Source organism: Candidatus Mycolicibacterium alkanivorans (assembly GCF_022760805.1).
Classification (GTDB): domain Bacteria; phylum Actinomycetota; class Actinomycetes; order Mycobacteriales; family Mycobacteriaceae; genus Mycobacterium; species Mycobacterium alkanivorans.
The window spans coordinates 378,635-390,286 of record NZ_JAIVFL010000001.1; the positions used below are offsets into that span (position 1 = coordinate 378,635).

At 65.6% G+C, this 11,652-nt stretch carries 11 protein-coding genes and 1 pseudogene; 7 read left to right on the forward strand and 5 right to left on the reverse strand.

Annotated features, from left to right (window positions below):
• Positions 1 to 392 precede the first annotated feature (392 nt).
• Together K9U37_RS01930 and stf0 are read left to right on the forward strand one after the other, a co-directional pair.
• Positions 393 to 1,760: a sulfatase family protein gene (locus K9U37_RS01930; protein WP_243073182.1), complete on the forward strand. Its 1,368-nt coding sequence runs from the start codon at positions 393 to 395 to the stop codon at positions 1,758 to 1,760.
• 67 nt (positions 1,761 to 1,827) lie between these two features.
• A complete protein-coding gene (gene stf0 / locus K9U37_RS01935) occupies positions 1,828 to 2,631 on the forward strand; it encodes a trehalose 2-sulfotransferase (RefSeq protein ID WP_243070288.1) in 804 nt (267 codons plus the stop codon).
• Between the two features lie 246 nt (positions 2,632 to 2,877).
• On the opposite strand, the gene K9U37_RS01940 is transcribed toward stf0, so the two are convergent.
• The 3 genes and pseudogenes from K9U37_RS01940 to K9U37_RS01945 form a co-directional block, all read right to left on the reverse strand.
• Entirely contained in the window at positions 2,878 to 3,777 is a 900-nt protein-coding gene (locus K9U37_RS01940) for an SAM-dependent methyltransferase (RefSeq protein WP_243070289.1), read from the reverse strand.
• A 33-nt stretch (positions 3,778 to 3,810) separates the two neighbouring features.
• A pseudogene (locus tag K9U37_RS19935) lies at positions 3,811 to 3,906 on the reverse strand (oxygenase MpaB family protein); the annotation flags it as partial.
• A 234-nt stretch (positions 3,907 to 4,140) separates the two neighbouring features.
• Positions 4,141 to 4,494 carry a hypothetical protein gene (locus tag K9U37_RS01945; RefSeq protein WP_243070290.1) on the reverse strand — a complete coding sequence of 118 codons (354 nt, stop codon included), beginning with the start codon at positions 4,492 to 4,494 and terminating at the stop codon, positions 4,141 to 4,143.
• A gap of 287 nt (positions 4,495 to 4,781) precedes the next feature.
• On the opposite strand from K9U37_RS01945, the gene K9U37_RS01950 reads away from it, so the two are divergent.
• The gene (locus K9U37_RS01950; protein ID WP_243070291.1) at positions 4,782 to 5,828 is read left to right on the forward strand and encodes a threonine aldolase family protein; all 1,047 of its coding nucleotides are present in this window, start codon (positions 4,782 to 4,784) and stop codon (positions 5,826 to 5,828) included.
• A 167-nt stretch (positions 5,829 to 5,995) separates the two neighbouring features.
• Here the strand turns inward: K9U37_RS01950 and K9U37_RS01955 are convergent, their stop codons facing one another.
• On the reverse strand, positions 5,996 to 7,378 hold the full coding sequence (locus K9U37_RS01955) for a phenylacetate--CoA ligase family protein (RefSeq protein ID WP_243070292.1): 1,383 nt from the start codon (positions 7,376 to 7,378) through the stop codon (positions 5,996 to 5,998).
• Positions 7,379 to 7,574: 196 nt separating this feature from the next.
• Between K9U37_RS01955 and K9U37_RS01960 the strand changes: the two genes are divergently transcribed.
• The 4 genes from K9U37_RS01960 (at position 7,575) to K9U37_RS01975 (ending at position 10,580) form a co-directional block, all read left to right on the forward strand.
• A complete protein-coding gene (locus K9U37_RS01960; RefSeq protein ID WP_243070293.1) occupies positions 7,575 to 8,060 on the forward strand; it encodes a cation transporting ATPase C-terminal domain-containing protein in 486 nt (161 codons plus the stop codon).
• 4 nt (positions 8,061 to 8,064) lie between these two features.
• Entirely contained in the window at positions 8,065 to 8,400 is a 336-nt protein-coding gene (locus K9U37_RS01965; RefSeq protein ID WP_243070294.1) for an LLM class flavin-dependent oxidoreductase, read from the forward strand.
• Between the two features lie 123 nt (positions 8,401 to 8,523).
• Entirely contained in the window at positions 8,524 to 9,735 is a 1,212-nt protein-coding gene (locus K9U37_RS01970; protein ID WP_443627142.1) for an ISAs1 family transposase, read from the forward strand.
• Entirely contained in the window at positions 9,729 to 10,580 is an 852-nt protein-coding gene (locus K9U37_RS01975; protein ID WP_243070295.1) for an LLM class flavin-dependent oxidoreductase, read from the forward strand. Before K9U37_RS01970 ends, K9U37_RS01975 begins: the two co-directional genes overlap by 7 nt.
• Here the strand turns inward: K9U37_RS01975 and K9U37_RS01980 are convergent.
• A complete protein-coding gene (locus tag K9U37_RS01980) occupies positions 10,503 to 11,483 on the reverse strand; it encodes an alpha/beta hydrolase (RefSeq protein ID WP_243070296.1) in 981 nt (326 codons plus the stop codon). The genes K9U37_RS01975 and K9U37_RS01980 overlap by 78 nt on opposite strands.
• Positions 11,484 to 11,652 lie beyond the last annotated feature (169 nt).

Consider the following 11,652-nt stretch of genomic DNA (forward strand, 5'->3'; position numbering starts at 1 on the left):
ACCCGCACCAAGTGCAACCGCTAAGCCGCCGACGCGACCCACATACCAGGCACAACCCATGATGATTCCCTTCGCCGCCGGCACCGCTCCCACAGCGATTGGACACCATCAGCTCAGCCAAGGTCTGAAGAATTGACAACGCCGTCGCGAATAGTGCCCGCTACGTTGGATTGATGACGTCGCGAAGCCGACCCACATCGCCACGGCGGTGCAACGAGCTTCGAGCCACCGTGGCGTTACTGTCGGCGGTGCGCCGCGAAGCCGCCGGCAATCCGGCCGAGCCGAACCCTTGCGCTGGGCACCGCGTGCGGGCACGGTCACACGGCGGGGCAAGCTAGACCCCACCGAGACGAAGGGAGACACCCCGCGTGAGCCAGCCGCAACGCGACAACATGCTGATCGTCCACTGGCATGACCTGGGCCGCTCGCTCGGCGCCTACGGACACCCGGGTGTGTCGAGCCCGCGCCTGGACCAGCTCGCCGCCGAGGGCATTCTGTTCACCCGGGCGCACGCCACCGCCCCGCTGTGCTCACCGTCGCGGGGTTCGCTGTTCACCGGCCGCTATCCGCACAGCAACGGTCTGATCGGGCTTGCTCATCACGGCTTCGAATACCGCCCAGGTGTGCGCACGCTCCCCCAGATTTTGCACGAGCACGGTTGGTACTCGGCCCTTTTCGGTATGCAGCACGAAACCTCTTTCCCCGCCCGCCTCGGCTTCGATGAGTTCGACGTCTCCAACTCCTACTGCGAGTACGTGGTCGAACACGCCCAGCAGTGGCTGACCAAGAGTGCGCCCATCGAGCAGGGCACCCCGTTCCTGTTGACCGCCGGCTTCTTCGAAACCCACCGGCCTTACCCGCACGACCGTTACGAGCCGGCAGACACCGCCGACGTCGAGGTACCCGACTTCCTGCCCGACACCCCAGAAGTCCGCGGTGACCTCGCCGACTTCTACGGCTCGATCGCCGTCGCGGACGCCGCCGTCGGCAGACTGCTCGACACCCTCGCCGCCACCGGTTTGGACCAGACCACCTGGGTGGTCTTCATGACCGACCACGGCGCGGCGTTCCCCCGCGCGAAGTCGACCCTCTACGACGCCGGCACCGGCATCACGCTGATCATCCGTCCGCCGCGTCGCCTGGGTCTTGGCCCGAGGGTTTACGACGAGCTGTTCAGCGGGGTTGATCTGCTTCCGACCCTTCTGGAGCTCGTCGGGATCGCGCCCGGGGACGACATCGAGGGCCTGTCCCACGCCTCCAATCTGATTGCCGCCCAGAGCATTCCGGCCGAGATTCGCGATCACGTCTACACCCAGAAGACGTATCACGACTCCTACGATCCGATCAGGGCCATTCGTACCAAAAGGTACAGCTACATCGAAAACTACGCTCAGCGACCGCTTTTGGACCTCCCGCTGGACATCGAGGAGAGCCCGTCGGGTCAGGCGGTGGAAGCCTTCATCACCGCACCGCGTCCGGCGCGCGAACTCTACGACCTGATCGCGGACCCCACCGAGTCGATCAACCTGCTCACCGACGGGACCAACGCTGACGCCGAGGCCATTGCCGGCGAACTGGCGGTACGGCTCAACCAGTGGCGTCAGGAGACCGGCGACGTAATCCCCTCCGAGTTCGCCGGAAGCCGGATCGCGGCGCGCTACACCGAGACCCACTTCGCCATCAACGGACTGAGGCTGACCAGCAGATCGGCGATCGCAGTCGAGCGCGGCATCGACGACGAAGTTGGCTCAGCACAATAATTTTCGTCATAGCGAGTTTAACTTCGCTGCCCGGACGGCTGCACGCGGCAACGGTTAGGCTCACCGCATGCCTGACCCCCGCACGGCCTATCTGGTGCTCGCCTCCCAGCGCAGCGGCAGCACGTTGCTGGTCGAGTCGTTACGCGCCACCGGCGTCGCCGGCGAACCACAGGAGTTCTTTCAGTACCTGCCGGACACCAGCATGTCGCCGCAGCCCCGGGAGTGGTTCGCCGACGTCGGGGACGAATCGGTCCTGCGTCTGCTCGATCCGCTGATCGAGGGCAAACCCGACCTGGCGCCCGCCGAGATCTGGCGCGACTACATTCGCACGGTCGGCCGCACCCCCAACGGAATCTGGGGCGGCAAGCTGATGTGGAACCAGACATCGCTTCTGCTCAGCCGCGCCAAGGACCTGCCCGACCGTTCCGGAACCGGGCTGTTGTCGGCGATCCGCGATGTCGTCGGGAGCGACCCCGTGCTGATCCACGTCTACCGGCCCGACGTCGTGTCACAGGCGGTCTCGTTCTGGCGGGCGGTACAGACCCGGGTCTGGCGCGGCCGGCCCGACCCGGTCCGCGACGCCAGGGCCGAATACCACGCCGGGGCCATCGCACACGTCGTCACGATGTTGCGCGCCCAGGACGAGGGATGGCGCACCTGGTTCGCCGAAGAGGACGTCCATCCGATCGACGTGCCGTACCCGGTGTTGTGGCGCAACCTCACGCAGGTGGTCGCCCAGATCCTCGAGGCTCTCGGCCAAGACCCGCGGCTGGCACCGGCACCCGTCCTGGAACGCCAGGCCGACCAGCGCTCCGACGAGTGGGTCGAGCGCTACCGCGCCGATGCCGAACGGCAGGGCCTCCCCACCTGACCCACGGACCCACAGCAGCTTCCCGGGCGCGTCTGGCACCGCGTGTGCGTGACCTTGCGATGGCCCCGCTTCGCGCTGCTTGGCCTGGTTGCCGCCACCGCCGCCCTGTACCTGTGGAATCTGTCGATCAACGGCGGCTGCACTGGTTTCCGGGCAATCACATCCTGCACGTCAGTCAGCCGGAGTACTTGCGGCGCACCAACCGTTTCCTGGGTCCGCTGATGTGGGATCAGCCGGAGGCGCGTCTCAGTTCTTGACCGCGCGGACCAGCCGCACGCTGTCGATCATGTTGCTCTCGTCGGCCTCCGGCGGCGGCACCGCGCGTCCGTTCGAGATCAGGTAATCGCTCAGGGTGGTTTCGGTGGCGGTCCAACTCCGGTCGGAGAACCATTGTGCGGCGGGGGCGTGCTGCTCGTTGTAGATCATCTGCCACCATTCGCCGCGGTGGTCGGGTATCTCCTTGCCCTCCTCGCGCTTTGCGCTGAAGGCAGCGTTGTCCATTGGCCTGCCTTCTTCGATACCGACGTGGCTGCCGCTTGCAGCCAGCGAGTCGATACCGGTGAACAGTTGCGCCTGGGCGGTCGCGGGAAGATAGACCAACAGACCCTCGGCAATCCACGCCGACGGTTCATCGGGCCGGAAACCACTGTCCCGCAGTGCTTGCGGCCATTCGTCGCGCAGGTCGACGGCGACCTCTCGCCGCTCAGCCTTGGGCGCGTCACCGTGGGCGGCCAGCGTCTCGCGTCGGAAGTCCAGCACCTGGGGCTGATCGAGTTCGAAAACGATTGCGCCGGGCGCCCACTCGAGCCGGTACGGGCGTGAGTCCAGGCCGGCGGCCAACAGCACGATCTGGCGGACGCCGGCTGCGGTGACGTCACGGAAGTAGGCGTCGAAAAATCGGGTGCGCGCCGCCTGGAAATTGACAAAGTGTCGTCCAAAGTCCGGCGTCTGCAGCGGATGCTCAGGCGCGGCCCCGTCCAGCAGGGCGGCCCATGGGCCGCCGGCAGCCCGACAGAACACCTCCGCGTAGGAGTCGACAGCCAGCGGGTCGGGCTTCTGCGCCTCCAGTGCTCGTGCGGCCGCGACGAGCAAGGCCGTCGAGCCGACGCTGGTGGTGATGTCCCAGGTGTCGTTGTCAGATCGCACGACCGCGAGAGTACGCGCCGATTCTGACAGTTCTCAGACCAGCGGGCGTCCGGTGCGGATGTGCCAATCGAGGTCGTGCAGCAGCACGTTGAACGGGAGCGCCCGCACGAATCGTGGTGCGAGGTTGTTGGCGAAGCCAATGCCGCCTGGCTGTTCACTGATCGTCACTGGCGCCTCACCTGCCGTTTAATCTGAAAGCGAGCGTTTCCGGATATCGCCGGTTGCTCGATGATTCGAAACGGAAACGATGTTCGTGCCATCGGTTTGACTACTGAATCCGGCAGCGGCCTCGTCGGATTGGCGACATGCCGGACTCAGTAGGTGACCGTTTACCGCGACGCACGGAGCCCGCGGGTCGCCCGATTACTTCGCGTCGTCACCCGAGCTACCCGGTGACGCAGGCCCCTGCTTCTTCGTGAAGATGTCCTTCAGTTTTTCGCCGGCCTCCCGCAGTTTTTCGCCGGCCTCCTCCGCCACCTTTTCGCCGGCCTCCCGCAGTTTTTCGCCGGCCTCTTTTAGTTTTTCGCCGGCCTCCTTCAGCTTTTCGCCGGCCTCCTCCGCCACTTTTTCGCTGGCTTCCCGCAGTTTTTCGCCGGCCTCCTTCAGTTTTTCGCCGGCGTGTTCAGCGCTCTTGTCACCGGAAACCTCACCGACCGCTTCGTTGGCCGTACCGCCAAGCTCAGGGAGCTTGTCTGCCGCGTTATCCGAATCGCTCACTTGCCTGCCTGCTCCTCATTTACGGGAATCGACCGGGTGGCCGAAGCCTCGGGCTGAGGCTACCGCGTCTTCACGGTGTCCGTCGGGTCAAAGCTTCCGCGAAGGCCCCAACGCGGGCAAGGACTCAAACGCTGCGACTTGCATCGGTCCTTCGACTCGCTCTCGGTTGGGATTAATCGCCGGCGGTTTCCTGCTCGTCGAGGTACTCAGCAGTATGGACAGCCGCTGCCTCTCAACGCCTGGCGCCGTCTCTGCCCGATCCGGGCCGCGCCACAAACGGTGACATCATGGACAGGGTGCCCGCCGTATCCAGCGCTTTCGCCTCCGACAACGCCGCCCCCGCACACCCGAAGGCCCTCGAAGCAATCCTGGCCGCCAACCACGGCACCATCCCGTCCTACGGCAGTGACCCGATCACCCAGCGCGCGGCTGATCGCATCAAAGAGACCTTCGCCTCCCCCGCCGCCGACGTCTTGTTTACCTTCACCGGCACCGGCGCCAACATCATCGCGCTGGCCTCCGCGGTCCGACCCTGGCACGAGATCCTCTGCAGCGACGTCGCGCACGCCCTGCTCGATGAGGCCGGCGGTCCCGTCCTGGTCTCGGGCGCCAGCCTGCTCGCGCTGCCCAGCGACGACGGCATCATCGACCCGGCCCTGTTGGATCGTCGCATCACCCGCCGCGGTGACGTGCACCACTCCCAGCCGCGCATCGTCACCATCACCCAGTCCACCGAGAACGGCCGTGTCTGGCAACCCGATGCAATCGCGGAGTTCGTCGATCACGCCCACGACCTCGACCTGCTGGTCCACGTCGACGGCGCCCGCGTCGCCAATGCCATTGCCGCCCTCGGCGTCCCACCGGCACAAGCCGTCGGGGACGCCGACATCGTCACCATCGGCGGCACCAAGAACGGCATGCTGTTCGGCGACGCGATCCTGGTGCGCCGCCCCGAACACTTCACCGGCATCGAGTTCGTCCAGAAACAGATCGGCCACCTGGCCAGTAAACACCGTTACGTATCAGCACAATTCGACGCCATGCTGGCCGACGGCGCCTGGCTTCGGGCCGCCGCCCACGCCAACGCCATGGCCGCCCGGCTCAGCGCCGGCATCACCAGCCTCGGCCTGCATCTGAGCTCCCCCACCGAAGCCAACGAGGTGTTCGTCGACCTCCCGTTCGAGGCGCTGACCGCCGTGCGGGAACACTTCGCTGTCCACGCGCCCGACCCGCACAAGCCGGCGGTAAGGTTCGTCTGTTCGTGGGCCACGACCGACGACGACGTCGACGCCGCACTACGAGCACTGTCGGAAGCCCAGGATCGCATCATCTAGGGAGCGACGGGATGTCAGTCACCACGGTGTATCCGGCCGGTAATCCCGCGCAGCCGCACCACCTCCGCGGTCACCGGGTCCAGCGACCGCAGCCGCGGACTGCGTAGCGTTGCGGGCGCTGCTGTCCGGCCTGTTTTCGTGGCTCTGACGCATTCGCCGTGCACGGCCTACCGCCGAATGGCACGGACTACATGTCGCAGCTTCCCATTGCGGGAATTCACTTCGGGGCGCTGGTCGGCCAGCTCGATCGTCACCGGACCGGCTCCCTGGGCGGCGATGAAACCTGTGAGCCGTCGGTTTACCTCCGTCCACACCGTGGACCGGTCGCTGCTGGCATCTTCGTCAAATCGGATGGTGAGGCCTGCGGGCGCGGTCTGGAGGATCTGATAGCGCAACACACCGGGTGTCTCCTCGACCACGGTGGCGATTGCCATGGGAATCAGCACCACCTCACCGCCCTCTCGCGCAGGGAGTTTCAGCAGCTCGTCGGTCCGTCCCTCCGGCGTCACCGTCGGCAACGGACTGCCGCATGGGCACGGATCGGCACCGATGACGACACTGTCGCCCATCTCGTACCGGATCAGCGGCTGAACGTAGTTGGCCAGGTTGGTCAGCAGCAGCGAGTCGGATCGCTGCCCGGCCGGCACGACTTCGCCGGAGGCGTCGATGGGCTCGACGAGATACCAGTCGGTGTTCAGGTGCAGATTGCCCACGCGACAGGGCAGTGACAGCGGCGTGGCTTCCGAAGCATTGTAGGTCTCGGTCACTGTGCAGCCGAACACCTCCCGTGCGCGCTGTCGCACGCTGGGCAGCAGCAGTTCACCGCCGCTGGAGATGACGAGCGGATGGATGTTGAGCCGCCCAGCCTCCTGCTCGCCGATGAGCACACTGAGCGCGCTCGCATAGGTGCCCAGCAGCACCGGTTGGAATTCGTTGAGGTTGGCGACGAGTTCCGGCAGGGGATCAAGTACCGAGAAGAAGCGAGAGTAGCGGCGCCGCACCGGATGTGCGCGCAGCCGACGTTCGAACATCACGGTCGACACGAAATGCCCGCCGGTGGCGAACACCGCGGCTTGGCGCGCCCCGCGGCCGAGGACTCGAAGGAGCAGCCCTGGCGGCAACACCCCGGCCGAACGGGCATAGGTCAGCCCGAACATGACCGCCATCGCCCGACGATCCTGGATCAGCAGCGCCGGCTCGGCCGTCGACCCGGACGTGGTGAAGACGACGTATTCGCCGAACAGGTCCCGTCCGATATTGGCGGGATCGGCAACGAACGCCGAGACACCGGTCCTCGTCAACCGGGGATCGGTCACCCACTCGTCGAAGCGGGCCATCAGTTCAGCCTTGGACACCGCCGGAAGCGACGGCAGGGCGGCCAAACTCACCGGACCATCAGGGACACCCCGGTAGTGCTCGGCGTAGAACCCCGAATGAGTGCGGGCGTGCGCGACCAGCGCCTGCAACCGTGGCGGTTGTCGGGCCGCGACCGCCCCGGCGCCCCCATGCGTGGTCCGCCAGGCGTCCCAGGCAACCCCGAAAGCCTTCATACCGCCACCAACGTACGACACAAGCAGCGCCATGGGGGTCCCGGTGCTATTGGACGGTTTGTCGGCTCAGGGGGCGGCGCGGCGGCTGACGGCCGACGGGCCCGGGCCGGACCACCAGGCCGGCTGTATCACCAGACGCGAGCTGCAGACCATGCCTGCCGAGGATCTGAGCTCAACATAGATCCGGCTCTGTTCGGTGGTCTTCGAGGCCGAGCAGATCGATCCCAAGGTCATGGACGCGTCGCCGCGAGGCGTCGACGAACCCATATTCGGTCCACGGGTACTGGCGATTGCTTGCCGGCAGGGGGCGTCGGTGCTCGCGACGACGATCTGTGTCTACCCGTGGGCCATGTGGAGCCATCACGGCGACGACGTGGTGCGTTCCGTCACCTTCGCGACGCTTCTCATCGGCAACGTAGCCCTCATCTTAGTGAACCGCTTCTGGCGGCTTACTATGTGGCGAACCTTCCGGGAGCGTCGCAACGCTGCGCACAAGTGGATCTTCGCGGGCGCCCCTGCCTTTCTCATCCTGATCCTGACGGTGCCGGCGTTGCGCCACGCCTTCAACTTCAGCCCGCTGCCACCACTCGGCTGGCTCATCGCGGTGGGCGCCGGTGTTTCCGGCGTCGCGTGGTTCGAGATCTACAAAGCCGTTGCCACCCGTCGGCCGAAAGTAGTGTGAAATCATGAAAAAAGTCCCAGCGGTCTCGGTGGGTCTGCAGATCGGCACGCAACCTCCGCTGAGCGCGCTGCGTGCCTTTCTGCTCGGAGCGCGGGTGATGCGACTCGACTCGGTGATGGTCATCGACCACTTCCAGAACATCTTCCCCACCGCGATCTGGGATCGCGAACTGACTTGGCTTGCCGCGCAACGCTCAACCCCGCACGAATTCTTCGACTACCAGGTCCTGCTGGGCCATCTCGCCTCCCGCGTCGGGTCCCTACGGGTGGGAGTGGGGGTAACCGAACCCATCCGGCGCCATCCACTGGTCATCGCCCAGGCAGGGCTCCGGCGTTGTTGATTTACGGGTCCGTGACCTGGGCTGATGGTTATTCGGTGACACGCCGTCGAGGCTGGTGGGCAGGCACGGGCGGTCCGAGGACGATGGAGTTGCTCAGACCTCATCGATCACTCGGAGTTGCCCGTGCCTGCCCTGTCAGTATCACCCGTGGACTCGATCACCGAGGCGTTGGCTCGCTGGCAATCCGGCGAACGCGTCCGTGTGCTGCGCACCGAGCTGTTGGACGTGCTGGCGCAGGTTCCTGATCCACGTGATGCACGTGGCGTGAGGTACTCATTGATGGCGCTGTTGGCGGTGGCGATCCTGGCTACGGCGGCCGGCATGCGCTCCTACGCGGGGTTCGCCACGTGGGCAGCGAGTGCACCGCAGGATGTTCTCGCGCAGTTGGGTATTCGGTATCGACGCCCGAGCGAGAAGACGTTTCGGACCGTACTGTCGCGTCTGGATGCCGCCGACCTGGACCGCCGCCTCGGTGCATACTTCACCGCGCTGGCTGTCGCGCAGTCCGCCGCCGGCGACGCGCTGTTGGTGGTGGCGCTGGATGGCAAGACGTTGCGAGGAGCACGCCGCGCCGGAGCGGCGGCGGTCCATGTGGTGTCGGTGTTCGCCCATCACGCCCGGCTGGTGCTCGGGCAGCTCGCCGTCGCGGACAAGAGCAACGAAATACCCTGCGTCCGTGCGCTACTCAGACTGTTTGGGCACGTCCGGCTCCTGGTGACCATCGACGCAATGCATACCCAGACCAAGACCGCCAAGCTGATCTGCAGCACCCTGAAATCCCACTACCTGATGACGGTGAAGTCGAATCAGCCCAGCCTGCTGGCCCGCATCAAGGCCATGCCGTGGGCGCAGGTGCCAGTTACCTTCGCCGAGCCGTCCGAACGCGGTCACGGCCGCATTGAAACACGAACACTCAAGACACTGACCGCATCCCGCGGAATCGGGTTTCCCTACGCCAAGCAGATCGCCGAGGTCACCCGTGAACGGGTCGTGACTGCCACCGGTGTTCGCTCGATCGAGACTGTCTATGCCATCTGCAGTGTTGCGTTCGAACAGGCCCCACCCAAGCTGATCGCCTCCTGGCTGCGCCGGCACTGGGGCATCGAGAATTCGGTGCACTGGGTACGTGATGTCAGTTACGACGAGGACCGCTCGACCGTGCGCACCGGCACCGCGCCCCAAACCATGGCCGCTCTACGTAACACCGCCATGAATCTGCACCGCCTCGCCGGAGCCACCAACATTGCCGAAGCCTGCCGCACAACGGCATTCAGCAGCAACAACGCCCTGCAACTCTTCACGAATCCACATATCCCCAGCTCACAGGCATGCTAATCAACAACGCCGGAGCCCTGATCGCCCAGGCCATGATGACGCTGTCACATCTGACCAAGCGCGCCCCCATCCTCGGCATCGGGGCTGGCGAACGGATGAACATCGATCCCTACGGCCTGGACCCCTCCGATCCGGTCGGCCGCTTGGAGGAGGCGTTACAGATCATCCGTCAGTGCTTCTACGGGTCAGGACCGATCACGTTCTCCGGCAAGCACTTCAAGCTCGAGCGGGCGACGATGGACCTCAAACCGGCCAGCGGACGGACTCCGCAGATCTGGGTTGCCGGACACGGTCGGCGCATGCTGGGTTTGACGGGACGCTACGGGGACGGGTGGTATCCGACTGTCGTGGCCTCCCCCGACGAATACGCCACCAAACTGGAGGCCGTGCGGATCGCGGCCCGCAACGCCGGGCGCGACCCGGGCTCGATCGTGCCGGCCTTGCATCGCTTTCTGGTGGTCGGCCAAGCTGAATCAGAGGTGCGGGCCATGCTGGGCACCAAAGTGATTCGCGCGCTCGGGCTCATGGCACCGGCTGACTTGTGGCGACAGGCCGGGGTGGCGCACCCGTTCGGGGAGGATTTCAACCCCCTCGTCGACTTCGTGCCCGACCGCTATGACCGCCAGACGATGAACGACGCCATCGACGCTGTACCGAACGAGGTGTTGACCGAAGGACCGCTGCTGTGGGGCACCCCCGAGCAAGTGGTGGCGAAGCTTCGGTCATTCCGCGCAGCGGGCCTACGGCACGTGGTCCTGGCGCCGGTCTCAGGGTTGGTGTCCAGGCGTGCTGCCCTCTACAGCCTTCGGGCCACCGGCAAGATCGCCCGCGCGCTCGCCCACTGAGCCGTCGAGGCGGGCGATGAGTTCCGCGACCCGACCGAGCACGAGAGGGAGACATTCGTTGAACAGGAGGTGGTGATCGGTGTCGAACACGATCAGCTCTTTTGCGGGGGCAACGATTCGGGCGAAGACCTGCCGCGTGTAGTCCAGGCTGAACAAGGGGTCACCCCGGCCGGCGACGACCACGATGGGACATGTGATGGTGCCATTGCGGACGCCACTCATGTCGGCGGTCAGCAGGTCGGCCAGAAAGACAAGTGGGTAGGTACGCAGGCTCAGCGGGTCCATCAAGAATTGCTCGGCGGTCCAGGGCTCACGACAGACCCGAGTCATGTCGAGGTAGACGCTGAAGGAGATCGGTAGCCGGGGCACGAACTTGGCCAGCACCCGTAACCCTCGCATCGCCGGATGGTAGGCACCCTGCAGGAAGGGTGGAAACCGCGACACCGTGATGGAAGCGGGGAGTTCGGGATCGAGGATGTTGTGAGCCACCACGCCGGCCAGCTCACGGTCGCGTGTCGCGACGATCATCGCCAGCACTCCGCCTTGACTGGAGCCCACGACCACGGGCCATCGGCCGAATCGCGCACGTGCCCACGATGTTGCGTCCAGTGCGTTGGCGACCAGACTCTCCAAGCGCAGGAGCCGCCCAACGCGCGGGCTTTTGCCGTGGCTCTCGAGATGGACCCCCACGACGTTGATGCCCCGAGCGGCAAGGCCATCGCAGAACTCCTCATAGAACAGCGGATGGGTCATGGTTCCGGGCAGGAACACCACGACCGGTCCACCCGACTGGCCACGCCATACCGACAGCACTATCGGCACGCCGGAGGAGATGATTGTCGCCTCCTCGTAGCGCTCCGGATGCTCAACCTCGTTGCGCAGCCGCTGATATCTGTCGCGCATGTCGATCCCTCCGTCGTGGTCCCGCCGACCTCCACGCGGGCACATCGGCAACCCCAGGGTCCGCTTGCTTGGGTTACCAGCACCAGGGCCACAGGTCCCAGACCTGGTAGCCATTTATCATCTCGAAGAAGATGCCGCCCGCGGCGGTCGCCATGTATGTGTGGTCACG

What these genes read in the sequence shown, in the direction of transcription:
- K9U37_RS01930 (WP_243073182.1), top strand. Translation starts at nt 393, where the DNA reads ATGCTGATCGTCCACTGGCATGACCTGGGCCGCTCGCTCGGCGCCTAC.
- stf0 (WP_243070288.1), top strand. Translation starts at nt 1,828, where the DNA reads ATGCCTGACCCCCGCACGGCCTATCTGGTGCTCGCCTCCCAGCGCAGC.
- K9U37_RS01950 (WP_243070291.1), top strand. Translation starts at nt 4,782, where the DNA reads ATGGACAGGGTGCCCGCCGTATCCAGCGCTTTCGCCTCCGACAACGCC.
- K9U37_RS01955 (WP_243070292.1), bottom strand. Translation starts at nt 7,378, where the DNA reads ATGAAGGCTTTCGGGGTTGCCTGGGACGCCTGGCGGACCACGCATGGG.
- K9U37_RS01965 (WP_243070294.1), top strand. Translation starts at nt 8,065, where the DNA reads ATGAAAAAAGTCCCAGCGGTCTCGGTGGGTCTGCAGATCGGCACGCAA.
- K9U37_RS01975 (WP_243070295.1), top strand. Translation starts at nt 9,729, where the DNA reads ATGCTAATCAACAACGCCGGAGCCCTGATCGCCCAGGCCATGATGACG.
- K9U37_RS01980 (WP_243070296.1), bottom strand. Translation starts at nt 11,483, where the DNA reads ATGCGCGACAGATATCAGCGGCTGCGCAACGAGGTTGAGCATCCGGAG.